The sequence below is a fragment of the Microbacterium testaceum genome, from assembly GCF_001476655.1.
GTDB lineage: Bacteria > Actinomycetota > Actinomycetes > Actinomycetales > Microbacteriaceae > Microbacterium > Microbacterium testaceum_C.
The window spans coordinates 1-25,006 of sequence record NZ_LDRT01000116.1 but is presented as its reverse complement, the minus strand read 5'-3'; the positions used below and the strand labels follow the sequence as shown (position 1 = coordinate 25,006).

The 25,006-nt window shown below is 68.7% G+C and carries 21 protein-coding genes; 8 read left to right on the top strand and 13 right to left on the bottom strand.

The features are described from left to right. Nucleotides 1–47: 47 nt before the first annotated feature. The 5 genes from dxs to dut all read right to left on the bottom strand — a co-directional run bounded on the left by dxs (nucleotide 48) and on the right by dut (nucleotide 6,995). Nucleotides 48–1,997 carry a 1-deoxy-D-xylulose-5-phosphate synthase gene (dxs, locus tag NS220_RS14735; RefSeq protein WP_058624779.1) on the bottom strand — a complete coding sequence of 650 codons (1,950 nt, stop codon included), beginning with the start codon at nucleotides 1,995–1,997 and terminating at the stop codon, nucleotides 48–50. Between the two features lie 175 nt (nucleotides 1,998–2,172). After that, nucleotides 2,173–5,013, bottom strand: a complete 2,841-nt coding sequence (gene acnA / locus NS220_RS14730) for an aconitate hydratase AcnA (RefSeq protein WP_058624778.1) — start codon at nucleotides 5,011–5,013, stop codon at nucleotides 2,173–2,175. 136 nt (nucleotides 5,014–5,149) lie between these two features. Next, nucleotides 5,150–5,917 carry a DUF3159 domain-containing protein gene (locus NS220_RS14725; RefSeq protein ID WP_058624777.1) on the bottom strand — a complete coding sequence of 256 codons (768 nt, stop codon included), beginning with the start codon at nucleotides 5,915–5,917 and terminating at the stop codon, nucleotides 5,150–5,152. Further along, nucleotides 5,914–6,543: a DUF3710 domain-containing protein gene (locus tag NS220_RS14720; RefSeq protein WP_242864629.1), complete on the bottom strand. Its 630-nt coding sequence runs from the start codon at nucleotides 6,541–6,543 to the stop codon at nucleotides 5,914–5,916. Before NS220_RS14720 ends, NS220_RS14725 begins: the two co-directional genes overlap by 4 nt. Then, the gene (gene dut / locus NS220_RS14715; protein WP_058624776.1) at nucleotides 6,540–6,995 is read right to left on the bottom strand and encodes a dUTP diphosphatase; all 456 of its coding nucleotides are present in this window, start codon (nucleotides 6,993–6,995) and stop codon (nucleotides 6,540–6,542) included. Before dut ends, NS220_RS14720 begins: the two co-directional genes overlap by 4 nt. A gap of 12 nt (nucleotides 6,996–7,007) precedes the next feature. Here dut and NS220_RS14710 point away from each other — a divergent pair, with 12 nt between their 5' ends. Then, the gene (locus NS220_RS14710) at nucleotides 7,008–7,499 is read left to right on the top strand and encodes a DUF3093 domain-containing protein (RefSeq protein ID WP_058624775.1); all 492 of its coding nucleotides are present in this window, start codon (nucleotides 7,008–7,010) and stop codon (nucleotides 7,497–7,499) included. On the opposite strand, the gene NS220_RS14705 is transcribed toward NS220_RS14710, so the two are convergent. Further along, the gene (locus NS220_RS14705; RefSeq protein WP_013586557.1) at nucleotides 7,474–7,767 is read right to left on the bottom strand and encodes a DUF4193 domain-containing protein; all 294 of its coding nucleotides are present in this window, start codon (nucleotides 7,765–7,767) and stop codon (nucleotides 7,474–7,476) included. The two genes, NS220_RS14710 and NS220_RS14705, sit on opposite strands and share 26 nt — an antisense overlap. A 221-nt stretch (nucleotides 7,768–7,988) precedes the next feature. Between NS220_RS14705 and sepH the strand changes: the two genes are divergently transcribed. Next, nucleotides 7,989–9,041 carry a septation protein SepH gene (gene sepH, locus NS220_RS14700; protein WP_058624774.1) on the top strand — a complete coding sequence of 351 codons (1,053 nt, stop codon included), beginning with the start codon at nucleotides 7,989–7,991 and terminating at the stop codon, nucleotides 9,039–9,041. A 6-nt stretch (nucleotides 9,042–9,047) separates the two neighbouring features. On the opposite strand, the gene NS220_RS14695 is transcribed toward sepH, so the two are convergent. After that, nucleotides 9,048–10,175, bottom strand: a complete 1,128-nt coding sequence (locus tag NS220_RS14695; RefSeq protein ID WP_058624773.1) for an alkaline phosphatase family protein — start codon at nucleotides 10,173–10,175, stop codon at nucleotides 9,048–9,050. 71 nt (nucleotides 10,176–10,246) lie between these two features. Between NS220_RS14695 and NS220_RS14690 the strand changes: the two genes are divergently transcribed. Beyond that, entirely contained in the window at nucleotides 10,247–12,703 is a 2,457-nt protein-coding gene (locus NS220_RS14690; RefSeq protein WP_058624772.1) for a DNA gyrase/topoisomerase IV subunit A, read from the top strand. Between the two features lie 226 nt (nucleotides 12,704–12,929). Here the strand turns inward: NS220_RS14690 and NS220_RS14685 are convergent, their stop codons facing one another. Next, nucleotides 12,930–15,002, bottom strand: a complete 2,073-nt coding sequence (locus tag NS220_RS14685; protein ID WP_153004310.1) for a DNA gyrase/topoisomerase IV subunit B — start codon at nucleotides 15,000–15,002, stop codon at nucleotides 12,930–12,932. 163 nt (nucleotides 15,003–15,165) lie between these two features. Here NS220_RS14685 and NS220_RS14680 point away from each other — a divergent pair, with 163 nt between their 5' ends. Continuing rightward, entirely contained in the window at nucleotides 15,166–15,384 is a 219-nt protein-coding gene (locus NS220_RS14680) for a DUF7455 domain-containing protein (protein ID WP_058624770.1), read from the top strand. 63 nt (nucleotides 15,385–15,447) lie between these two features. Here the strand turns inward: NS220_RS14680 and NS220_RS14675 are convergent, their stop codons facing one another. Next, a complete protein-coding gene (locus NS220_RS14675) occupies nucleotides 15,448–16,491 on the bottom strand; it encodes an alanine racemase (protein WP_058624769.1) in 1,044 nt (347 codons plus the stop codon). Further along, complete coding sequence (locus NS220_RS14670) at nucleotides 16,488–17,123, bottom strand: alanine racemase C-terminal domain-containing protein (protein ID WP_058624768.1); 636 nt, start codon at nucleotides 17,121–17,123, stop codon at nucleotides 16,488–16,490. The genes NS220_RS14675 and NS220_RS14670 overlap by 4 nt, the downstream gene beginning before the upstream one ends. Nucleotides 17,124–17,168: 45 nt before the next feature. On the opposite strand from NS220_RS14670, the gene NS220_RS14665 reads away from it, so the two are divergent. Then, nucleotides 17,169–18,191, top strand: coding sequence for a sugar-transfer associated ATP-grasp domain-containing protein (locus NS220_RS14665; protein ID WP_058624767.1), 1,023 nt, complete (start codon nucleotides 17,169–17,171; stop codon nucleotides 18,189–18,191). A 315-nt stretch (nucleotides 18,192–18,506) separates the two neighbouring features. Here NS220_RS14665 and NS220_RS14660 read toward each other — a convergent pair whose 3' ends face one another. From NS220_RS14660 to NS220_RS14650, 3 genes are all read right to left on the bottom strand, one after another. Next, on the bottom strand, nucleotides 18,507–19,205 hold the full coding sequence (locus NS220_RS14660; protein ID WP_058624766.1) for a coenzyme F420-0:L-glutamate ligase: 699 nt from the start codon (nucleotides 19,203–19,205) through the stop codon (nucleotides 18,507–18,509). After that, nucleotides 19,202–20,515, bottom strand: coding sequence for an RNA polymerase sigma factor (locus NS220_RS14655; RefSeq protein WP_058624765.1), 1,314 nt, complete (start codon nucleotides 20,513–20,515; stop codon nucleotides 19,202–19,204). Before NS220_RS14655 ends, NS220_RS14660 begins: the two co-directional genes overlap by 4 nt. A 281-nt stretch (nucleotides 20,516–20,796) precedes the next feature. Continuing rightward, nucleotides 20,797–21,723, bottom strand: a complete 927-nt coding sequence (locus NS220_RS14650; RefSeq protein WP_058624764.1) for a proteasome assembly chaperone family protein — start codon at nucleotides 21,721–21,723, stop codon at nucleotides 20,797–20,799. An 84-nt stretch (nucleotides 21,724–21,807) separates the two neighbouring features. Here NS220_RS14650 and NS220_RS14645 point away from each other — a divergent pair, with 84 nt between their 5' ends. From NS220_RS14645 to NS220_RS14635, 3 genes are all read left to right on the top strand, one after another. Then, nucleotides 21,808–23,268, top strand: coding sequence for a leucyl aminopeptidase (locus NS220_RS14645; RefSeq protein ID WP_058624780.1), 1,461 nt, complete (start codon nucleotides 21,808–21,810; stop codon nucleotides 23,266–23,268). Continuing rightward, nucleotides 23,265–24,638: a dihydrolipoyl dehydrogenase gene (gene lpdA / locus NS220_RS14640; protein WP_058624763.1), complete on the top strand. Its 1,374-nt coding sequence runs from the start codon at nucleotides 23,265–23,267 to the stop codon at nucleotides 24,636–24,638. Before NS220_RS14645 ends, lpdA begins: the two co-directional genes overlap by 4 nt. A 54-nt stretch (nucleotides 24,639–24,692) precedes the next feature. Beyond that, on the top strand, nucleotides 24,693–25,006 hold a 314-nt coding region (locus tag NS220_RS14635; RefSeq protein WP_346335428.1), incomplete at its 3' end, for a biotin/lipoyl-containing protein.

Here is a 25,006-nt window from a genome sequence, read left to right as displayed (position 1 = left end):
TGAGGAAGGGGCCGGGATCTCAAGATCCCGGCCCCTTCCTCACGCCCTTACGGCCGGGACTTCTCCCACTCCTCGATCGTCGGGATCGAGCCGGTCGGAGTCTGCCGCGCCATGGGGATGCGGGTACCGAGGACCTGCGCCACGACGTCATGGGCGATCTTGGATGCCGTGAGACCGGCATCCTCGAGGATCTGCTCGCGCGTGGCGTGATCGATGAACTCGTCGGGGATGCCGAGCTCGTCGACCGCCGTGTCGACACCGGCCTCGCGCAGCACCTGGCGGACGCGCGTGCCCACGCCGCCGACGCGGATGCCGTCCTCGATCGTGATGACAAGACGATGCCCGCGAGCGAGGTCGACGATCGACGGCTGGACCGGGATGGCCCAGCGCGGGTCGATCACGGTGGCACCGATGCCCTGCGCCTTCAGTCGCTCCGCGACCTCCATCGCCAGGTGGACCATCGGGCCGATGCCGACGAGGAGCACGTCTTCGCTCGATCCGCGGCTCAAGACGTCGACGCCGTCGTGCAGACGCTCGATCGCCTCGACGTCGTCGTTGACCTTGCCCTTGGGGTAGCGGACGACCGTCGGTGCGTCCTCGACGGCGGTCGCCTCGCGGAAGACCTCGCGCAGGCGCGCAGCGTCACGCGGAGCGGCGATCCGGATGCCGGGAACCAGCTGCAGCATGGCCAGGTCCCAGATGCCGTGGTGGCTCGGGCCGTCGGGACCGGTGACGCCGGCCCGGTCGAGCACGAAGGTCACCCCGGCCTTGTGCAGGGCGACGTCCATCATGACCTGATCGAACGCGCGGTTCATGAACGTGGCGTAGATGGCGACGACCGGGTGCAGGCCTCCGAAGGCGAGACCAGCGGCGGATGCCACTGCGTGCTGCTCCGCGATCCCGACGTCGTACACGCGCTCGGGAAAGCGCTCCGCGAACTTCTGCAGACCCGTGGGACGCAGCATCGCGGCGGTCATCGCGATGACGTCGTCGCGTTCGGCGCCGACCGCGACCAGTTCGTCGGCGAACACGTCGGTCCACTGCGGGCCGCCGCCCGAGCCGAGCGCCTCGCCGGTGATCGGGTCGATCTTGCCCACGGCGTGGAACTGATCGGCTTCGTCGCTCATCGCGGGCGCGTACCCGCTGCCCTTGTCGGTGATGGCGTGCACGATGACGGGCGCGCCGTACGACTTGGCCAGCTCGAGCGTCTCGATGAGCGACTCGAAGTCGTGGCCGTCGATGGGACCGAGGTACTTGATGTCGAGGTTGCTGTACAGCGCCTCGTTGTTCGTGAAGCGCGACAGGAAGCCGTGCGTTCCGCCGCGGACGCCGCGGTACACCGCGCGCGCGGCGGGCCCCAGACGGCGGAAGAGCGTGTCGGAGCCGCGGTGCAGGGTGCGGTACGCCTCGTTCGTGCGCACGCGGTTGAGGTAGCGCGCCATGCCGCCGATCGTGGGCGCGTAGGAGCGACCGTTGTCGTTGACCACGATGACGAGGTTGCGGTCGTTGTCGTCGCTGATGTTGTTCAGCGCCTCCCACGTCATCCCGCCGGTGAGAGCGCCGTCGCCGACGACGGCGACGACGTGGCGGTCGCGGCGACCGGTGCGGCTGAAGGCCCGTGAGACGCCGTCGGCCCAGCTGAGCGAACTGGAGGCGTGCGACGACTCGACGACGTCGTGCTCGCTCTCGGAGCGCTGGGGGTAGCCGGCGAGGCCCCCGCGCGAGCGCAGCTTCTCGAAGTCCTGACGACCGGTGAGGATTTTGTGGACGTACGACTGGTGGCCGGTGTCGAAGATGATGGGGTCGGCGGGGGAATCGAAGACCTTGTGGAGGGCGATGGTGAGCTCGACGACGCCGAGGTTCGGACCGAGGTGGCCGCCGGTGCGGGCGACGTTCTCGACGAGGAAGGCCCGCACCTCCGCGGCCAGCTGACGCAGCTCGTCGGGGGTCAGGGCGTCGAGGTCACGGGGTCCGTGGATGCCGGGTAGGAGAGCCATGTGACTCCTCTCGTGCGGTGCGCGCAGAGGTCTGCGCGTCTGTCGATTCTAGTCTCCGGGGGTGCGAGGGGCCCGGCAATGGGTTGCCGTCGGGGGCGAGGAGTGCTCGCGCCTCCATCGGAAACGGCCGGTGCCCCGGGAGCGCGAGGCTCTCGGGGCACCGGCCGTTCGCGAATCAGACGAGCGAGCGCAGCACGTACTGCAGGATGCCGCCGTTGCGGTAGTAGTCGGCCTCACCGGGGGTGTCGATGCGGACCACGGCGTCGAAGGTGACGGTCTGCTTGCCCTCGGGCGAGAACTCGCTCGGCTCGGCGGTGACCTTCACGGTCTTCGGCGTGACGCCCTCGTTGAGCTGCTCGAGACCCTCGATCGAGACGATCTCGGTGCCGTCGAGACCCAGCGACTTCCAGCTCTCGCCGGCCGGGAACTGCAGCGGCACGACGCCCATGCCGATGAGGTTCGAACGGTGGATGCGCTCGAAGCTCTCGGTGATGACGGCCTTGACGCCGAGCAGGTTCGTTCCCTTGGCCGCCCAGTCGCGTGACGACCCGGAGCCGTACTCCTTGCCTCCGAAGATGACGAGCGGGGTGCCCTGCGCCTGGTAGTTCTGGCTCGCGTCGTAGATGTACGACTGCGGGCCACCCTCCTGCGTGAAGTCGCGGGTGTAGCCACCCTCGATGATCTGCCCGTCGTTGACGGCGGCGACCATCTCGTTCTTCAGGCGGATGTTCGCGAACGTCCCGCGGATCATGACCTCGTGGTTGCCGCGGCGCGAGCCGTAGGAGTTGAAGTCCTTCTGCGCGACGCCGTGCTCCGTGAGGTACTGCGCGGCGGGGGTGCCTGCCTTGATGTTGCCGGCGGGGCTGATGTGGTCGGTCGTGACCGAGTCGCCGAGTGTCGCCATAACGCGTGCGCCGGTGATGTCGGTGACCGGCGAGGGCTCCATCGACATGCCGTCGAAGTAGGGCGCCTTCCGCACGTACGTGGAGTCGGCATCCCACTCGAAGACCGGGCCGGTCGGGGTGGGGAGGTTCTTCCAACGCTCGTCGCCCTCGAAGACGGTGGCGTACTGCTGGATGAACTGCTCGCGAGAGATCGATGCGTCGATGATCGTCTGCACCTGATCGGGAGCGGGCCAGATGTCCTTGAGGAAGACGTCGTCGCCGTTCTGGTCCTTGCCGAGGGCGTCGGTCTCGAAGTCGAAGTTCATCGACCCGGCGAGGGCGTAGGCGACCACCAGCGGCGGGGAGGCCAGGTAGTTCATCTTCACGTCGGGGCTGATGCGACCCTCGAAGTTGCGGTTGCCCGAGAGGACGGCCGTGACGGCGAGGTCGTTCTCGTTGATCGCCTCGGAGACCTCCTCGATGAGGGGGCCCGAGTTGCCGATGCAGATCGTGCAGCCGTAGCCGACGGTGTAGAAGTCGAGGCCTTCGAGCGCCTTGTCGAGGCCGGACTTCTCGTAGTAGTCGGTGACGACCTTCGAACCCGGGCCGAGCGTCGTCTTGACCCACGGCTTGCGCTTGAGGCCCTTGTCGACGGCGTTCTTGGCGAGCAGGCCCGCCGCGATCATGACCGACGGGTTCGACGTGTTGGTGCACGAGGTGATCGCCGCGAGGGTCACGGCACCGTTGTCGAGAAGGTAGGACTGCCCGTCGGGGGTGGTGACCTTGACCGGGTTGGAGGCGTTCACGGGGTGACCCGACGAGATGAGCACCTCGCTGCCCGTGACGTCCTCTTCCTCTTCGCCGGGAACCGCGCCCGGGTCGGATGCCGGGAAGGTGCCGTCGACCTCGAGGTCGACGATCGAGTCCGAGACAGAGGCATCCGCGTAGTTCAGGATGTCCTTCTCGAACTGCGACTTCGCCTCGGAGAGGAGGATGCGATCCTGGGGACGCTTCGGACCGGCGATCGAGGGGACGACGGTGGAGAGGTCGAGCTCCATGTACTCGCTGAAGACGAGCTCGCGCGCCGGGTCGTGCCAGAGCTTCTGCTCCTTGGCGTACGCCTCGACGAGAGCGACGGTCTGCTCGTCGCGACCGGTGAGGCGCAGGTAGTCGAGGGTGACGTCGTCGATGGGGAACATCGCGGCGGTCGATCCGAACTCGGGGCTCATGTTGCCGATCGTGGCGCGGTTCGCGAGCGGCACCGAGGCCACGCCCTCGCCGTAGAACTCGACGAACTTGCCGACGACGCCGTGCTTGCGCAGCATGTCGGTGATGGTGAGCACCACGTCGGTCGCGGTGACGCCCGCGGGGATCTCGCCCGAGAGCTTGAAGCCGACGACGCGCGGGATGAGCATGGAGACGGGCTGACCGAGCATGGCCGCCTCGGCCTCGATGCCGCCGACGCCCCAGCCGAGCACGCCCAGACCGTTGACCATCGTGGTGTGCGAGTCGGTGCCGACGCAGGTGTCGGGGTAGGCGCGGAGAACGCCGTCGACCGAACGGTCGTAGACGACCTTGGCCAGGTGTTCGATGTTGACCTGGTGCACGATGCCGGTGCCCGGCGGGACGACCTTGAAGTCGTCGAACGCCGTCTGGCCCCACCGCAGGAACTGGTACCGCTCGCCGTTGCGCTCGTACTCGATCTCGACGTTGCGCTCGAGGGCGTTCTCGCTGCCGAAGAGGTCGGCGATGACCGAGTGGTCGATGACCATCTCGGCGGGCGAGAGCGGGTTGATCTTGTTGGGGTCGCCGCCGAGCGCGGTGACGGCCTCGCGCATGGTGGCGAGGTCGACGATGCAGGGCACGCCGGTGAAGTCCTGCATGACGACACGGGCCGGCGTGAACTGGATCTCGGTGTCGGGGTCGGCCGTGGGGACCCACGAGCCGAGGGCCTCGATCTGCTCCTTGGTGACGTTGGCGCCATCCTCGGTGCGGAGAAGGTTCTCGAGCAGCACCTTCAGGCTGAACGGGAGCTTCTCGTGACCGGCGACCGTGTCGATGCGGAAGATCTCGTAGTCGGTGCTGCCGACTGTCAGGGTGCTCTTGGCACCGAAGCTGTCAACCGTGGACACGATCGTCTCCTTCGTCGGCGAATGCGCAGGCGTCAGCCCGCCAATCCCATCTTCCCCGGGCCGATCGGTCCCTGCCAGGAAGGCCGACCTAACCGCACAGAAGACGGGTATTTATCTTGATATCAAGATAAATGTATCAGCCTTCGCTCGCAACGGAGCGAGCTGGGCCCAGGGCGCGGACGGTCAGCCAGGTCACGGCGAGCATCGGAGCGAACAGGGGAAGGCCCATCACGATCTTCAGCGTGCCGAGGGCGACGACATCGCCCGCGAAGTACAACGGCAGCTGAACGATCAGGCGGGCCGCGAAGAGGGCCGCCCACGCGATCGACAGCCACACGTAGGCGCGACGCTTGCGTCGATCCGTCCGCCAGCGCGTTCCCTCGCCCGTGAGGTACCCGGCGGCGAGACCGATCAGCGGCCAGCCGATCAACGCCGAGACCAGGAAGGCCGTGCCATACGCCCCGTTGGTGAAGAACCCGAACACGAAGTTGTCTTGCCCGCGGCCCGTCACGAGCGCGAGCACCGCGGCGCCGACCGTGGCCAGAAGGCCCCCGATCGCGGCGCTCGGCGGCGACTTGGCGATCAGGCGCGCGACCGTGAAGACCACGGCGAGGCCGACCGAAACACCGAGGCTCAGCCACAGGTTGCCCTGACGTGTCTCGGGATCGATCGTGACGGTGAAGAGGATCACGAACGCCAACGAGGGCAGGACGGACTCGAGGATGCCGCGCCACCCACCCATGGCCGACCAGACGGCGGAGCCGGTCGAGGCGTGGGCCGCGGGGTCGAGTCCGGCGCGTCGCGCGGCATTGCCGAGCGCGGCACCGATCGAGTCGGCTGCGGCGGGCGGCTCGAGAGGAACGCTGTCGCCGTCGCGGGCGGGGCGTGCCGCGTCGTCGCTCATGCCGTGCCGGGGGTGGCCGGCATCCGGAGCGGGATCAGATCGCGCGGCGGCATCGGCGAGCCGCCGCGGACGACCACGATCGACCGGTACAGGTCTTCGATCGCGGCGGCCGCCTCGACGTCCGTCGTGGCCGCTCCCCCGATGACGCCGCGGAGGAACCAGCGCGGGCCGTCGACACCGACGAAGCGGGCGAGGCGCTTTCCCGCTCCCTCGGGGGTGCCCATGACGGGGACCTCGGCGAGGAGCTCGGGGCCGAGGGGGCCCTCACGCTCCTCGACGCGACCGCCCTGCTGCTTCACCTGCTGGCGGATCTGCTCGCGCGTCTCTCCCCAGAGGCCGCTCGTACGCGGAGCGGCGAACGGCTGCACCTGGAGAGTGGAGTCGGCGTAGTCGAGGCCCACGGCCACGATGCGCTTGGTCTGCTCTTCGACCTCGAGGCGCAGGTTCAGACCCTCGCGCGGAAGGATCTTGATGCCGCCCAGGTCGATGTAGGGCCGGACGGGGTTCGCCTCGGCCTCGTCGAACGGACCGGCGTTCTCACGGTCGGTCGGGGCGCTCTTGGACGTGAGGGCCACCTCGACCCCGCGCTCTTCGGACTCGGCGGTGGGCTGGGCGTCGTCGGTCATCGGGTGCTCCCTTGCAGGTTCTGGTATCCACTCGATCCGAAGCCGCCCTCGCCGCGCACGCTGTCGGGAAGGTCGTCGACGGGGACGAAGCGCACGGCGGGGACGGGCATCACGATGAGCTGGGCGATGCGATCGCCTACGGCGATGTCGTAGGCCTCGTCGAGGTCGGTGTTGAGAAGGGCCACCTTGATCTCCCCGCGGTATCCCGCGTCGATGGTCCCCGGAGAGTTCACGATCGTGATGCCGTGCTTGGCGGCGAGGCCGCTGCGGGGCACCACGAAGGCGGCGTATCCCTCGGGGAGCGCAATGCGTACTCCCGTGGATACGAGCGCGCGACGGCCCGGCGCGAGACGCACGGCCTCCGCGGAGGTCAGGTCGGCTCCGGCGTCGCCCGGGTGAGCGAAGACCGGGGGCTCGGATGCGACAATTGGGACGTCCACCGTTTCGGTCACCCCACGAGGGTAATGCAGAAGAGGGGGTGCGGTATCCGCACCGGAGTCGAGTATCGAGAGCGCCTCAGCCCGTCCCTGTGGGCTCTGGTCGCCGCGGCCGTGTGCGGGCCCATGGCCGCGCTGGTCTTCTCCCCCGTCGACACGACCCTGGCCCTCGTCGTCGGGCTCGTCGTGGCGGTCGGCATCGTGGTGGCGCTCGTCATGCTGTCGCCCATCGTCGAGATCCGAGACGGAGAGCTGCGAGCCGGACGGGCGCACATTCCTGTCGAGGTGCTCGGGCAACCGTTCGGCGTCGAGGGTGATGCGGCGCGTACTGCCCGTGGGAGTGGTCTCGACCATCGGGCGTGGCATGTGATCCGGGGCGGTATCGACGGGGTCGTCACGGTTCCCGTGACCGACCCCGAGGATCCGACTCCTTCATGGGTGGTGTCCACCCGGACGCCGGATCGCCTGGTGGCGGCGATCCAACGTGCTCAGCTCAGGCTGCGCACTCCGCGCAGATGAAGCCGTTGCCGCTCTCGTGATCGATCTGCGAGCGGTGCTTGACGAGGAAGCAGTTCATACACGTGAACTCATCTTCCTGCGGCGGGAGGACGACGACGTCGAGTTCGATGTCGGACAGGTCGGCCCCGGGCAGTTCGAAGCCCGAGGGGTTGTCGGCATCCTCGTTGTCGATCGATCCCGACGTCTTGTCGGGCACGCGCTCCTTGAGGGCCTCGATCGACTCACTGTCGTCCTCGGTCTTGCGCGGTGCGTCGTAATCGGTCGCCATGCGTGCTGGTCTCTACTTCCGGTGATCGTGGTGCTGTGCGCCGTCGGGTACCCGATCGGGCGGCCATAGTTTGCATGACCCGACCTCGATAAGCAAATGCTCTCGAGACGGGTTGCGTTTCGGGCGAGGCCTGAAACTCGCGGCGCGCCCGCGATATTCCCGGAACCGGCAGAGCGCCGTGTCAGCATGGGCGTCGACCGCAGATCGGAGGGGTGTTTCGCATGGAGCAGCTCAAAGTCATCGGAACCGAAGATGACGTCCTCGTCGTCGCGACCGAATCAGGCGAACGATTCGCCCTCGCTCTCGACGAGGTCATGCGCGTGCAAGCGCGCCGGGCGCGCCGAGACCGCGACGAGGACGACCGTGGACCCCGCCCCAGCCCCCGCGAGATCCAGGCGCACATCCGCTCGGGTCTGACCGCGCGCGAGGTGGCCACGCTGCTGAACGCGCGTATCGAGGACATCGAGCGCTTCGAGGGCCCCGTGCTCGCGGAACGCGAACACGTCGTCGCCCAGGCGCTGGCCGTCCCTGTGCTTCTCGGGGGCGCGCTCGAACACGACTCCCCCATCACTTTCGGCACCGCCGTGCGGGCGAAGCTCGCGGAGGCAGGCGCGTCCGCGGAGCGCTGGACCAGTTGGAAGGAATCCGCCGGCTGGATGGTCAAGCTCGAGTTCACCGCGAACGGCATCGATCACGATGCCCGGTGGAGCTTCGATCCCCGTCGCAGCACTCTTTCGCCGCAGAACTCCGACGCGATCCAGTTGTCGCGCCAGGGCTCGCTCCCGGAGGGCCTCATTCCCCGACTGCGCGCTCTGGACAGCCCGCTGCCCAAGGACGAGTCGCGCTTCGACAGTGGATCGTTCGGTCCGCGCAAGATCGACATCGAAGACGAGCCGGGCGTGGAGGCCACGGGACCGGTCGCCGCGGCCGTGCAGGCGGCGGCGATCAAGCGCGCCCCGGATGTGCCCGTGACGTCGTCCGAGACCGCGGATCTTCTCGAGGCGCTGCGTCGTCGTCGCGGACAGCGCGAGCCTCTCCCGGGAACGGTCGCGCCGGAGCCGACGTCGACGCGCCCGGTCGGTGCCCCCGTCGCGCTCTTCGACGCCGTGGAGCCCGGCTACACGGACCCGGCGGTCGAGTCGGCGCCCGAGTCCGAAAGCACGTCGTCGCCCAGCTCCTCGTCGTCGGGCGACGCGGGTCGCCGCACCAAGGGGCGCCCTTCGATGCCGTCGTGGGACGAGATCGTGTTCGGCGCGCGGTCCGACGAGAGCTGAAGCGCCTCAGGCGAACGCGCCGAGCCGCAGGAGCGGGACGGTCCGCTCCTCGTCGGTGAGTGAACCATGCTGCCCCACCATGCTCTGGGGGCGTTTGTCGGCTTCGCGGTCGTCGTAGTAGGCGTATCGACCGCGTGCGGCGACGACCACATCGCCGATGCGTTCCCGCACCTCGTCCTCGACGCGCCCGAACAGCCCCGCGTCGATGGCGTCGTCGCGGGTCATCACCCAGGCTCGCGCGTGCTCGCGACCTTGCCACGCGGAGGCCACGGCATCCTGTCGACCGGGTTCGGTGTAGAGATGCAGCATGCGCGGCTCGCCGCCGATGAGGGTGACATCGTCCACGAGGGGGTCGCCGTCGCCGAGAAGGACATGGCGGCGAGCGGGGACGTCGACCATGCCGTGGTCGGCGGTGACCAGGATGCCGGTCGTCGGGCCGGCTTCGGAGACGAGTGTCTGCGCGGCGGCGTCGACCCGCTCGAGGGCGGTGATCCAGCGGTCCGACTCCGTCCCGTCCCGGTGCCCCGCCGTGTCGAGTTCGGGGGCGTAGAGGTACACGAGGGCTCCCGCGTGCTCCGTCGCCAAAGCGGCGGCGGTGGCCGCGCGTTCCGCGAGATCGTTCGAGGGCACGAAGCGCGCACCGCGGAGGGTCGCCTCGGTGAAACCGGTCCGCGTGTACTCCGGCCGGGAGACGACGAAACAGGGCCGCCCGTCGGCGGCCTCGCGCTCCGTGAGCGGCGTGCGGCGCTGCCAGGTCCTCGGATCGAGCCCGTCGGTCTCCCACCCGTGCAGTTGGTTCGGCGCGAGGTTCGTCCCCGGGATGCGAGCGCGATAACCGACGATCCCGTGCGTGCCGGGATCGGTGCCGGTCAGCAGACTCGTGAGCGCCGCGGCGGTGGTGGAGGGGAAGACGGTCCGTGCGACATCGCGGCGACCGCCGACGGAGCCGAGGAACCGCGCGTGTCCGCGGCGGGCGGCGAGGTTGTGGGCTCCGAGGCCGTCGACGACGAAGACGACGGCGCTGCGTGCGGGGGCGAACCAGTCGGAGCGGCCGTTCAGCGCGGCGATCGACTGCTCCACCACACCGGTGAGGCTCCGGGAACGCGGCGGGTCCGCCGGTAGGCTGAGAGACATCGGAGCAAGTCTTCCACACGGCTCCCGATCCCCGTCCTGACGTGACGCCCGCCCGACCCGAGGCCGTATCCATGCCCGATTCCCGTTCTTCCTCCCCCGTGTCCGAGCGCATCGAAGACGTCGATGTCTCCACCGAGATGCAGGGGTCATTCCTCGAGTACGCCTACTCGGTCATCTACTCGCGTGCCCTTCCGGACGCGCGGGACGGCTTGAAGCCCGTGCAGCGCCGCATCCTGTACCAGATGGCGGAGATGGGCCTGCGCCCCGACCGGGGCCACGTGAAGAGCGCGCGCGTCGTCGGCGAAGTGATGGGAAAGCTGCACCCGCACGGGGATGCCCCGATCTACGACGCGCTGGTGCGTCTGGCGCAGCACTTCACGTTGCGGGTGCCCCTGGTCGACGGTCACGGCAACTTCGGCTCGCTCGACGACGGCCCCGCGGCCTCGCGCTACACCGAAGCGCGACTGGCGCCCCCCGCGCTCGCGCTCACCGAGAACCTCGACGAAGACGTCGTCGACTTCATTCCCAACTACGACGGGCAGTTCCAACAGCCCGAGGTGCTCCCGGCCGCCTTCCCGAACCTCCTCGTCAACGGCGCGACGGGTATCGCTGTCGGAATGGCGACCAACATGGCGCCGCACAACCTGATCGAAGTCGTCGCGGCGGCGACGCATCTCCTGCAGCACCCGGATGCCACGGTCGAAGAGCTCATGGAGTTCGTTCCCGGCCCCGATCTGCCCACGGGGGGCATCATCGTCGGCCTCGACGGCATCAAGGACGCCTATACGAACGGCCGCGGCACCTTCCGTACGCGGGCGAAGGCGTCGATCGAATCCCTCGGCCCGCGGCGAACCGGCATCGTGATCACGGAACTGCCCTACCTCGTGGGGGCCGAGCGGGTCATCGAGAAGATCAAGGACGCGGTCCAGGCGAAGAAGCTCGCCGGCATCGCCGATGTCACCGATCTCTCCGACCGCCACCATGGTCTGCGACTCGTCATCGGTATCAAGACGGGATTCGATCCGAAGGCGGTCCTCGAGCACCTCTACCGGTTGACGCCGCTCGAGGACTCGTTCGGCATCAACAACGTCGCCCTCGTCGATGGCCAGCCCCAGACGCTGGGGCTCCGCGACCTGCTCCGCGTGTACCTCGACCACCGCATCCGCGTCGTCACCCGCCGCAGCGAGTATCGGCTGGCGCGCAAGCGCGAACGTCTGCACCTCGTCGAGGGCCTGCTCATCGCGATCCTCGACATCGACGAGGTCATCCAGGTCATCCGCTCCTCCGACGACGGCGAGCAGGCGCGCACCAAGCTGCAGGAGGTCTTCGATCTCTCGCACCTCCAGGCCGAGTACATCCTCGAGCTGCGTCTGCGGCGCCTGACGAAGTTCTCGCGTATCGAACTCGAGGCCGAGCGCGACCAGTTGAACGCCGAGATTGCCCAGCTCATCGAGCTGCTGGGGAGCCAGACGCTGCTTCGTCAGCAGGTGGCGAGAGAACTGGATGCCGCCGCCGAGGCCTACGGCACGCCTCGGCGCACGATGCTGCTGAACGGCGGTCCGGTGCAGCCGCGGTCGTCCCGGGCGGCCGCCGCGGCCGCCGATCTGCAGATCGCCGATTCGCCCTGCCGCGTGTACCTCTCCGCGACCGGGCGCATGGTGCGCGCCGAACTCGTGGCCGACGCCCCGAACGGAGGCGTGGTGGCTCCGACGCGCCGGTCGAAGCACGACGCGATCCGGTCCTCCGTCGACACCACCACGCGCGGCGACATCGGGGCGGTGACGTCGGCGGGTCGCCTGGTGCGCTTCTCCCCCGTGGATCTGCCATCGGTGCCCGCGAACTCCGTGCAGGTGGCCGCGGGCACGAAGGTCGAGCAGTACCTGGCTCTTGCCAAGGGAGAGAAGATCGTGGCGCTGGTGCCGCTGGCCGACTCCCCCACCATCGCCCTCGGGACCGAGCAGGGCGTGGTCAAGCGTGTCGCGGCGACCGAGCTGGGCACCAAGGACGAGATCGAGATCATCTCGCTGCGAGACGGCGACCGCGTCGTCGGTGCGGCCCCGGCGGGCGACAACGCTGAGTTGGTCTTCGTGGCGAGCGATGCGCAGCTACTGCGGTTCGACGCGTCATCGGTTCGTCCCCAGGGACGATCAGCGAGCGGAATGGCCGGCATCCGCCTCTCCGACGGAGCGCGTGTCATCGCCTTCGCCGTCGTGGGAGCGTCGGCGTTCGACGCCGTGGTGGTCACCGTCGCTGGTTCCAGCGCAGCCTTGCCCGGCACCGATGCGGGAAGCGCGAAGGTGTCGGCTTTCACCGAGTACCCCGCGAAGGGACGGGCGACCGGTGGCGTTCGTGCGCAGCGTCTGCTGCGCGGTGAGGATGCGCTCGTCCTCGCCTGGGTCGGCACCGATCCGCGCGCCGTCGGCACCGATGGTTCGGTGCGTGCGCTGCCCGAGGGGGGCGCGAAGCGTGACGCGTCGGGTCAGCCCCTCGACGCCGTCATCGGCGCGATCGGTACGGCGGTGCGCTGAACCCGACCGTACGCGGAACGCCACACGGTGCGCGGGGTGGCGTACGCCGCGACGCACTCCGTGGTCAACGGGGCTGCGTGCCCCCGGCGTACCTCGCCGTGAGCGAGGTCCGGTACGCCGCGACGCACTCCGTGGTCAACGGGGCTGCGTGCCCCCGGCGTACCTCGCCGTGAGCGAGGTCCGGTGCGCCGCGACGTGCCTCGGCGTGGGATCCGGTTACGCGCGGTCAGACGTCGATGCTCTCGCGTGCCAGGCGGTCGCTCGAGTCGATGATGAACTCCCGGCGCGGCGCCACCTCGCTGCCCATCAACAGGTCGAACACCTCGGCGGCCTGCTCGATGTGCTCGACCTGCACGCGCCGAAGAGTGCGCCCGGCGCGATCCATCGTGGTGGTCGCGAGCTGGTCGGCATCCATCTCACCGAGACCCTTGTACCGCTGAATGGGTTCCTGCCACCGCTTGTTCGACTTCTTCAGACGCGCGAGCAGCGCGTGCAACTCCTGCTCGCTGTAGGTGTAGATCGTCTCGTTCGGCTTCGAGCCCGGATTCATCACGATCACGCGGTGAAGCGGCGGCACCGCCGCGAACACCCGACCCGCCTCGACGAGGGGCCGCATGTACCGGAAGAACAGGGTGAGCAGCAGAGTGCGGATGTGGGCACCGTCGACATCGGCGTCGCTCATCAGAATGATCTTGCCGTAGCGCGCGGCGCTGAGGTCGAACGAACGCCCGGAGCCGGCGCCGATGACCTGGATGATCGAGGCGCACTCGGCGTTGGACAGCATGTCGCTGATGGACGCCTTCTGCGTGTTCAGGATCTTGCCGCGGATCGGCAGGAGCGCCTGGTACTCGCTGTTGCGCGCATCACGGGCCGTGCCGAGCGCCGAGTTTCCCTCGACGATGAACAGCTCGGAGTTCTCGACATCGTTCGAGCGGCAGTCGACGAGCTTCGACGGCAGCGACGACGACTCGAGCGCGTTCTTGCGCCGCTGCGTCTCTTTGTGGGTGCGCGCCGAGATGCGCGCCTTCATCTCGGAGACGATCTTCTCGAGCAACTGGGCCGTCTGCGCCTTGTCGTCGCGCTTGGGTGAGGCGAAGCGGGCCGCGAGTTCTTTCTGGACGACGGATGCCACGATCTGGCGGACCGCGGGGGTACCGAGCACCTCCTTGGTCTGACCCTCGAACTGCGGTTCGGGCAGGCGCACGGTCAGCACCGCCGTGAGGCCGGCGAGCAGGTCGTCTTTCTCGATCTTGTCGCCTCCGACCTTGAGCTTGCGGGCGTTCTGCTCGACCTGCGTGCGCAGGACCTTCATCAGGCCCTGTTCGAACCCCTGCTGGTGCGTGCCCCCCTTGGGGGTGGCGATGATGTTCACGAAAGAGCGGGTCGTGGTGTCGTAGCCGGTGCCCCAGCGCACCGCGATGTCGACCTCGCACTCGCGCTGGACCTCGGTGGGGATCATGGATCCGCCCGGCTGCAGCACCGGAACGGTCTCGCTGAAGGTTCCCGTCCCGGTGAGCCGCCAGGTGTCGGTCACGGCGGCGTCGGGGGCGAGGAAGTCGGCGAACTCCGAGATCCCGCCGTCGAAGCGGTAGCTCGTCTCGACCTTCTCGTCGCCGCGCTCGTCGAGGACGACGATCTCGAGGCCGGGCACGAGGAACGCCGTCTGGCGCACGCGCTGGACGAGTTCGTCGAGGCCGAAAGCGGCGTCTTTGGTGAAGATCTGTCGATCGGCCCAGTAACGGATACGCGTACCCGTCACTCCGCGCGGTGCCTTGCCGATGACTCGCAGCTCGCTGCTGCGTTCGAAGGGGGTGAAAGCCGAGTCGGGGGTGTCCCCCGCGAACTGGCCGGGCTCGCCGCGATGGAAGGACATCGCGTACGTCTTACCCGCGCGGTCTACCTCGACGTCGAGGCGCTCGGACAGCGCGTTGACGACGGAGGCTCCGACACCGTGCAGGCCGCCGGACGCCGCATACGACCCGCCGCCGAACTTGCCACCCGCGTGAAGCTTCGTGAAGACCACCTCGACGCCGGTGAGGCCGGTGCGGGGCTCCACATCGACGGGGATGCCACGGGCTCGGTCACGCACCTCGACGCTGCCGTCGGCGTGCAGCACGATCTCGATCCTCGAACCGTGGCCGGCCAGCGCCTCGTCGACCGAGTTGTCGATGATCTCCCAGAGGCAGTGCATGAGACCACGCGAATCGGTGGAGCCGATGTACATGCCCGGACGCTTGCGGACGGCTTCGAGGCCCTCAAGGACCTGGAGATGATGGGCGGAGTACTCGGACGTCACGATTTCCCAGCGTAATCGGGCCCACCGACATCGCCTGGCAGACACACAGCGGGCTCGGGTCACCGTACGCGCACAGCGAAATGTGATCAAGCCGCGGCATAGAGGAAACATCCCCGTGGTTGTATATGGAGACTCGCCCAACGACCACTTGAGGAGGGCACCCGAGATGACCACCACGACCGCACCCGACGCGTCTGTTCTCGACCACCGCCTGACGGCGGCGGATCGCTGCGACTCCTGCGGCGCGCAGGCGTACATCGCCGCCGAGGTCAACGGCAGCGAACTGCTGTTCTGCGCGCACCACGGCCGCAAGTACGAAGAGAAGCTCCGCAGCGTCGCCACTTCGTGGCATGACGAGACGGCGCGACTCACCTCCGCCGACTGAGACCTCTCAGAACAGGCCCCGGCACCCCTTCGACGGAAGCGGAACGGGGCCTTTTCTGTGCCCTCAGCCCTGACTCTTCGCGTACACGCGAGGAAGAACGGGCGACACGCGCAGCGCGATCTCCTCGCCGATCGTGTCGATGAGTTCGGCGAGATCGGTGGCGCTGGACAGTGCGCCTCGACCGAAGATCGTGAGCGGCTCACCGATCTCTGCGGCGTCCCACGGGGCGACGGTCAGCGAAGTGAATCCGATCGTCTCCACGCGCCGGGGACCGCCGGCAGTGGCCACGTCGAAGCGCCCGGCGAGAGCGCTCGGGAGTCCATGGGCACTGCCCACGTCCACGTGGACGCCCGCGGGATCGATCGAGGTGACGGTCGCGACGAGGCTCGCGATGGGCTCGATACCCAGTTCCGCCTCGCTCGGACCGCCTGCCGGGCGGATCCCGTACGAGAACGCGCCGACGCGAACGAGATCCTCCCGGAACTCCCCGCGGGCGAACCCCGCGGCGCTGGCGGCGAGGTGCGAGAACCGCGGCGAAAGGCCCGCCGCGCGCGCGGCGTCACGCGCGTCGAGGAACAGGGCGCGAGCGTCGTCGTCGTCGGCATCCGACGCCTCGGAGATATGCGACCAGATACCCTCGAACCGAAGGCGGCCCTCCGCGACGAGAGCGGACGTGCGGGCGAGGGCGGCACCCCACTCCTCCGGACGGATGCCGTTGCGGTGAAGGCCCGTGTCGATCTTCAGGTGCACGCGCGCGACGCCGTCGAACGGAAGTGCCGCGAGATCGTCGAGGAGCACGCGATCGCCGATACCGAGATCGAGGTCCGCCGCGATCCCCGCGGCAAGGTCATCGGCACCGCCGATCAACCAGACGAAGATGCGCGCGTCAGGGCCGACGACGGCGCGGACCGCAGCACCGGTGTTCACGTCGAACGCTCCGAACCAGCGCACGCCCTCGTCGAGGGCTCGACGCACGAGCATCTCGAGGCCGTGGGCGTAGGCATCGTCCTTCACCACGAACATCGGTTCCGCGGGAGCCACCGCGTCTCGGACGCGGCGGAGGTTGCGGGCGAAGGCGTCGAGATCGACCCGGTACTCGGCGCTCATGCGTCGACCCGTCGATCGGCTCGGGCACCCACGGTCGCGACGATCTCCGCGGCGCTCCAGCCCGTGGCATCCGTCCACTCCTCGAGCGAGGGATGGCCCGCGGCGGGATCGCCGAAGAAGACGACCTCCGATCCGCGCGGGACGGCCGCGTCTTCGACGTCGACGACGCAGACGTCCATCGCGACACGGCCGACGATGCGATGCCGCCGCCCGTTGATCGACACCGTCACGGCGTTGCCGAGGGAACGCACCACCCCCTGGGCATAACCGCCCGTGACGAGGGCCACCCTCGTGTCGTGGGGGGCTCGATGCGTGTACCCGTAGGACACCCCCTCGCCGCGCCGGAGCACCTTCGTGCCCAGCGCGCGACCGCGCAGCGACATGACGGGCCGCGTGTGCGAACCCGGCAGGCCGAAGAGCGTGGCGGCATCGAGGCCCGTGGCGTCCAGCCCGAGCTCAGAGAGCACGGATGCCACCCCCTCGGCACCGTGGCCCCAGGCATCGGCGAGGAGAACCTCGTCGTCGCCGCCGACGGCGAGGGGGGCGTTGTCGCGCAGCGCGGAGGCCGCGATCAGGGCGACCGGGGCGACTCCCCCGCCGGCGGACGCGCGGGCAGGGAGCGTGGAGGTCACGCATCTAGACTAACGGGGTCCGTCATCCCCGACCCCGGAGCGTGCATGCCTAGTCAGGGCTTCTCCCCCGTCACCCGTCTGCGTTACCTCGCCGGACGCGCCCGTCGCATCGACGTGGGCTCGGTGATCGACCGAGCGAAAGAGGCCTCGGCCCAGCACGGCAAGGCCTTGCCGCTCGTCGTCGCCGACATGCTGTATCAGGCCGGAGTGAAGAACGTCGGTTTCCAGGACTACATCGACTACGACTTCGCGATCCTCACGCCCGCCGAACGCGCCACCTACATGACGCACCCGGTGTCGAACCAGATCTCGCAGAAGTACGACCACCCGGATTACCGCGGCCTCTTCCAGGACAAGGTGGAGTTCGACCGGAAATTCAGCGACTTCCTGCGCCGCGACTGGATGGTGGTGGAGCCCGACAACGCCGACGAACTGCGTGCGTTCGCCGAACGCCTCGGCACGATCGTCACCAAGGAACCCGTCGGCCAGGCCGGAACCGGCGTGCACCGCTACCACGCGGCCGAGGTCGAGGACTGGGCGGAGTTCCACCGCGGTCTCCTCGAGCGCGGGGAGATCCTCGTCGAAGAGGTCATCCGCCAGCATGACGACCTTGCGGCCGTGTGCCCCGGCACCGTCAACACCACGCGCGTCACGGCCTTCTTCGACGGCTCGACCACGCACATCCTCGCGATGGCGCAGAAGTTCGGCCGCGGAGCGGTCAGCGATCAGATGACCTTCGGCGGCTTCTACACGATGCTCGACGAGAACGGTCACGCCCTCGGCGCCGGCTACGACTCGCACGGCCACGTGCACGAGCTGCACCCCGACTCGGGGGCGCGCATCGCCGACTTCCAGCTGCCCATGATTGACGAGGTCACGGCGTTCGTCGACCGGGTCGCCCGCGTCGTCCCCCAGGTGCAGTACGTCGGGTGGGACATCGTCGTGGGCCCCGACGGTCCCGTGCTCGTCGAGGGCAACTGGGGCGCGGGCGTGTACGAGAACAAGCCGAGCGTCACCGGGATCCGCACCGGCCACAAGCCGCGTTATCAGGCCGCCATCGGGTTCTGAGCCCCGGATGCCGAGAGGCCCGTTCCCCGTGTGGGGCGGGCCTTTCGGCATCGTGCGGGAGGCTCCTGGGCTCGTCGGAGGGCCGGTGGCGTCGACGGGCCGGTGGGGAGGCCCCTGAACTCGTCGAAGGGTCCGGTGGCTTCGGCGGGCTCAGCCACCTGGGCGGGAGGACCCTGAGCCTGTCGAAGGGGCCGGGGTGCGAAGGCGTCCGGTGGCTTCGATAGGCCCAGCCACCTCGGTTCGCCGAGCGGGTGGCATCCGGAAACGCGAAAGGCCCGCCCGGAAAACGGGACGGGCCTCTCACGTTGAGCTCTATCAGCTGCGGCGAACGATGCCGAGCGGCGTGGACTCGTGTCCCTGACCGAGCGGGTTGTCCTTGAGGATCGCGACGAGACGCTTCTCGCCGACCTTGTCCATCGTCGACCCGAGGATGTTGCCCCCGAGGTCGTTGATGTCGACGACGGCCACGTCGAGGTCGACGCCGAGCAGCGACTTCAGACGAGCGGCGACCTCGCGCGGACGCTCCGGGCCGAGCACGACGGCCTGGTTGTACGGAGGAATCGTGCCCTTGGTCGGACCGTCGATCGCGCGCGCCTTGTCGCCGGCGATGCGGTAGAAGTCGCCCTTGCGTCCGAACGCCTTGGTGACGGCCGAGACGGCCGCGGCGAACAGGATGCGGGGCGTGCCGCACTCGCGCAGCGCCATCTCCATCGTCTCGGGCATGCCGAGGCCGATGCCGTACGGCGTGCGCGTGACGTACTTCGACAGGAACAGCGCGAGCTTGCGGGGCTTGATCGAGTCGAGCTTGAACGAACGGCCCTGCGTGATCGCGACGATCTTCTCGGTGACGAACAGCAGGTCGCCCGGCTGCACGGCAGCCTTCGCGTACTCGAGGATGAAGGCGTCGAGGTCGTCGCCCGGCATGACGACCCGCGTGCGGATCGGGATGCGGGCGTACGACGTGCCGTCGACGGTACGGGTGAGCGCCTTGCCGGCGTTGGCCTCGCCGCTCATTCGAGGTAGTCCCGGAGCGACTGCGAACGCGACGGGTGACGCAGCTTCGCCATGGTCTTCGACTCGATCTGGCGGATGCGCTCGCGCGTGACGCCGAACGTGTCGCCGATCTGATCGAGGGTCTTGGGCTGACCGTCGCCGAGACCGAAGCGCATGCGGATGACGCCCGCCTCGCGCTCGCTGAGCGAGTCGAGGAGCGACTCCAGCTGACGCTGCAGCATGGTGAAGCCGACGGCGTCGGCGGGGACGACGGCCTCGGTGTCCTCGATGAGGTCACCGAACTCGCTGTCGCCGTCTTCACCGAGGGGCGTGTGCAGCGAGATGGGCTCGCGGCCGTACTTCTGCACCTCGATGACCTTCTCGGGGGTCATGTCGAGCTCGCGGCTGAGCTCCTCGGGCGTGGGCTCGCGCCCGAGGTCCTGCAGCATCTGGCGCTGGACGCGCGCGAGCTTGTTGATGACCTCGACCATGTGCACCGGGATGCGGATGGTGCGCGCCTGGTCGGCCATGGCGCGGGTGATCGCCTGACGGATCCACCAGGTGGCGTACGTCGAGAACTTGAACCCCTTGGTGTAGTCGAACTTCTCGACGGCGCGGATCAGACCCAGGTTGCCCTCCTGGATGAGATCCAGGAACTGCATGCCGCGACCGGTGTAGCGCTTGGCGAGCGAGACCACGAGGCGCAGGTTGGCTCCGAGCAGGTGGCTCTTCGCGCGCTGTCCGTCGCGGGCGACCCACTGCAGGTCGAGACCCAGCTGGCTGGTCTTCTCGGCCGCCGACATGTTCGAGAGCTTCTCTTCGGCGAACAGGCCCGCCTCGATGCGCATCGCGAGCTCGACCTCTTCGGCCGCGTTCAGCAGGGGGACCTTACCGATCTGCTTCAGGTAGTCCTTGACGGGGTCGGCCGTCGCGCCGGTGATCTGCGCGGAGTAGACGGGGACGTCGTCCTCGTCGCTCGAGGAGATGACGATCGCGCCGGTCGGCAGAGCCTCGGCGGGAGCCTTCGGAGCCTCTTCATCGTCTTCGGCGTCGTCGTCCGACTTCTTCGCCGCGGGCTTGGCCTCGTCGTCGCTGTCATCGTCGTCGTCGTCGGAGTCGAGTTCGACATCGACCTCTTCGTCGACCTCTTCTTCGTCTTCGAGGTCGTCGTCCTTCTTGGCCTTCGTCTTCGCCTTGGCGGGCGCAGCCTTGGCCTTCGCGGGGGCCTTCTTCGCGGGCGTCTTCGTCGACGTCGTCACGGCCTCCTCGGAAGTGTCGAGGTCGGTGTCCTTCGCACTCCGGGAGCGGGTCTTGGTGTTCGTGCCTGCCACGTTTCGCCTTTCACCGGGAACGTACGTTGCACGGCCGCCGGTCGTTCTCGGACACTAGTAAGACCCTTGTCAAGTCCGGAGCCGAGGAGCGGGGCTCCTGGACCGGATGACAACGGGTCAGGTTCTTTATTGTCTCACATCCTCGACGGGGGACTTGACGTACGCCGGGGATCTATGCGTAGTAACGCTCGGACAGGGTCGGTCATTCCCCCATGACACCCGCCCGACGTTCGCTTCGGTGATGCCGTCGGAGGAGGAGCGGATCCGGGTGGACCCCTGGTTCAGCCCAGAGGGCCGCGTCGGTCGTCGTCGCTCGGCCCGGACGCAAGGAACCGTTCGAGTTCGGCAGCCAGTTCGTCGGCGCTCGGGAGATCGCCCGTGTGGATGATCGGGGTGGCCTGGGTCGACCCGGCCATGTAGGAGTCGTAGCGCTCCTCCAGCCCCTGGAGCATGCGGGTGAGCTCGTCGCTCCCGGTGACCTGCTCGGTGACCTTCGCCAGAAAATCGCGGTTCTCCTCGCGCAGCACTTCGCCAGAGAACACGAGGCCGGTCGCCACGGTGAGGCTGTCGAGCGCCGCGAGGGTGGTAGCGGGGTACTCGGTGTCGGCGAGGTAGTGCGGTACAAGCAGGGCGAAGCCGGTCACTTTGGCACCGGCTTCGGCGAATCGATACTCGAGCAGGTGCCCGACCGTCGAGGGGACCTGCGTGTGCGGTCGCCACACGGAGTGCGCCTCCGCGAGGTCGGAGCGCGTGCCGCTCACCGTGGTGCCGATGGGTCGGGTGTGCGGCACGGGGAGTGGGATGGCGTGCACCCACGTCACCGACGAGACCTGAAGGCCCGCAGCGAGCTCGAGAACGCTCTCCGCGAAGGCCTCCCACAGGAAGTCCGGTTCGTACCCCGCGAGGAGCAGGAAGGGACTGCCGAGGGAGTCGTGGGCGAGCGACAGCTCCAGGCGTGGGGGGCGGAAGTCGGTGAGGTGATCCTCGGCGAACGTGATGACGGGACGCCGCGCGCGGTAGTCCAGAAGAGTGTCGTTGTCGAACGCGACGAGCGCGTGCGGCTCGAGATCGTTGCGGAAGTACTCGACCAGTCGCGTGACAGCCGCGCCCGCGTCGGTGAACCCGGTGAGGGCGATCACCAGGGGAAGCCCCGAGGGCACCGGCGGCGCGGAGGGCGCGCGGTCGTACAGCGGTGCGGAATACGGCATGTCTCCAGCTTACGAGCCGGGTCCTACGCCGGGGCCCGGTGCGTCCCGCTGCTAGCGAACACGGGCGAACCTAGGATGGAAGGCATGCCCTTTCCTTCTGTGGCGCACACCGACGCCCCCCTGCGCGAATCCGATGCCGATGCGATCCTCCTGGTGGTCGCCAAGCCCGTGGACGAAGGGGCAGACCCTGAAGGGTGGGACGGGTTGGGAGCGGCGCTGAAGGCGGTCGGCTTCACGGGAGCCCCGGGTTTCTTCCAGCGCGTGTACGTTCCGGGAGTGGCGACTCCCCTCGCCGTCGTGGGCGCAGGGGTCGCCCCGGATGCCGCCGCCCTCCGCGACGCGGCCGGCGCGGGCCTGCGTCAGCTGACCGGCTTCGAACACGTTGCGGTGCAGGCGTTGACGCCCGCCGCGTGGCGGCCCCTGGCCGAGGGTGCAGCCCTCGGTGGGTACCGTTTCGCCGGGTACAAGAAGGAGTCACCGAAGGCACGCGCTCGTCGGGTCACGGTGTTCTCCGCTCAGGCCCCGACCGAAGACGACGTCGTCGCCGTGGCGGCCGTGTCCGGAGCCGTCGCGCTTGTGAAGGACCTCGTGACCACCCCCGCCGAGTGGCTCGGTCCCGCGGACTTCGCCGAGGAGGCCGTCAAGGCTGTCGCGGGGCTCCCCGTCGAGGTCGAGGTCCTCGATGAGGAAGCCCTCCGCGACGGAGGGTACGGCGGCATCCTGGGCGTGGGTCAGGGATCGGACCGTCCTCCGCGACTCGTCCGCCTCGACTACTCGCCTGCCGGGGCGGATCGTCATGTCGCCCTCGTCGGCAAGGGCATCACGTTCGACACCGGTGGGCTGTCCCTGAAGCCGCCGGCGTCGATGGTCGGAATGAAGTACGACATGTGCGGCGCCGCGACGGTCCTGGCGGTCCTCAAGGCCGCGGCGGAGATGTCCCTCCCCGTCCGCGTCACCGCGTGGCTCTGCATCGCCGACAACATGCCGTCCGGGCGCGCGACCCGCCCCGGCGACGTTCTGCGCACACTTGACGGAACCACCGTGGAGGTGCTGAACACGGACGCCGAGGGTCGACTCGTCCTCGCCGACGGACTCGCCGCCGCAAGCCGCGAGCGGCCCGACCTCCTCGTCGACGTCGCCACCCTCACCGGCGCGATCACGATCGCCCTCGGCAACCGGCACACCGGCGTCATGGGAGAGGATGAAGCCGTCGCCGAGTACCTCGCAGCCGCGTCGCGTGCTTCCGAGCTGGCGTGGCAGCTTCCGCTTCCCGCCCACATGGTGGATGACCTCGACTCCCCCATCGCCGATCTCCAGAACGCGAAGATCGGCGACCCCGCCGGAGGCTCCCTCTTCGCCGGGCTCTTCCTGCGCCACTTCGTGGGTCGGGTGTCGGACGACGCCGACGCCGCGCGTATCCCGTGGGTGCACCTCGACATCGCCGGCGTGGGAATGAACAAGGGCGCCCCGTTCGGATACACCGACAAGGGCGTGACGGCTGCGACGGTCCGTTCGCTCGTCGAGCTCCTGGCGAGTTCGCGATGACCGATCACACCGCCGACGTCGTCGTCCTCGGGGGTGGCAGCGGTGGTTACGCCGCGGCCCTGCGCCTCGCGGAACTCGGCAAGGACGTCGTCCTCGTCGAGAAGGACAAGCTCGGGGGGACGTGCCTGCATCGCGGGTGCATTCCGACCAAGGCCCTGCTGCATGCCGCCGAGGTCGCGGACGCCGCCCGGGATGCTGCTCGGATCGGCGTGAACGCCACTCTGTCGGGCATCGACCCGGCGGGCGTTCGCGCTTATCGCGAGGGAATCGTCGCCAAGAAGTTCAAGGGGCTCGAGGGCCTCGTCTCGGCGCGTGGCATCCGAGTCGTGACAGGCGAGGGAACCCTCGAATCCGGACCGGCCGTGCGTGTCGGCGCGGATGTCTACCGAGGCGCGGAGGTGATCCTCGCGACGGGGTCGTACAGCCGCAGCCTGCCGGGTCTCGACATCGGCGGCCGGGTCCTGACCAGTGAGCAGGCTCTCGATCTCGACGTGATCCCGGAACGGGTGGTCGTGCTGGGAGGGGGCGTCATCGGGGTCGAGTTCGCGAGCGTCTGGCGCTCGTTCGGCGTCGAGGTCACGATCGTCGAGGCCCTCCCTCATCTGCTGCCCGCCGAGGACACCGCATCGAGCAAGGCTCTCGAGCGGGCATTCCGCAAGCGCGGGATCGAGTTCCGACTCGGTCGGAGATTCGCCTCGCTGCGAGAAGAAGGAGACAGCGTGACCGTCGTCCTCGACAACGGCGCGGAGCTCGCGGCGGACTACGTGCTCGTCGCCGTCGGCCGTGGCCCGGCCACAGCTGGCCTCGGGTACGAGGAAGCCGGGGTCGTCCTGGATCGCGGCTTCGTGCGAACCGATGATCGCCTGCGCACGGACGCCCCGCACGTGTGGGCGGTCGGCGACATCGTCGCGGGCCTTCAGCTGGCGCACCGGGGCTTCCAGCAAGGCATCTTCGTCGCCGAAGAGATCGCCGGCCTGTCGCCGGTTCTCGTCTCCGACGTCGATGTGCCCCGTGTGGCCTATTCGCACCCCGAGGTGGCTTCGGTCGGGCTGACCGAGGCCCAGGCTCAGGATCGTTACGGATCCGAGGCCGTTCGTTCCTACGAGTACAACCTCGCCGGCAACGGCAGGAGTGAGATCATCGGTACCTCGGGCATCGTGAAGATCGTCCGGCGGGTCGACGGACCCGTCGTCGGTGCCCACCTGGTAGGAGACCGTGTCGGTGAGCTGATCACCGAGGCACAGCTGGCTGTGGGCTGGGAAGCCCACCCGGAAGACATCGCGCCCTTCATCCACGCGCACCCCACCCAGAGCGAGGCGCTCGGCGAAGCCTTCTTGGCACTCGCCGGAAAGCCCCTGCACGCACTCTGACCGCTCGCCGGTCACTAAGCTAGATACCGCATCCGGTACGAAGGAGACATATTCATGAGCACTTCCGTCGTCCTCCCCGCTCTCGGTGAGAGCGTGACCGAGGGAACGGTCACCCGCTGGCTGAAGCAGGTCGGTGACACCGTCCAGGAGGACGAGGGTCTGCTGGAGATCTCGACCGACAAGGTCGACACCGAGATCCCCTCGCCCGTCTCGGGCGTGATCGAAGAGATCCTCGTGCAAGAAGACGAGACCGTCGAGGTCGGCGCCGTGCTGGCGAAGATCGGCGACGGGTCGGGCGCCGCGTCGTCGGACGACGCTCCCGAGGCCGCTCCCGCGGCGCAGGAAGAAGCCCCCGCACAGGAGGAGGC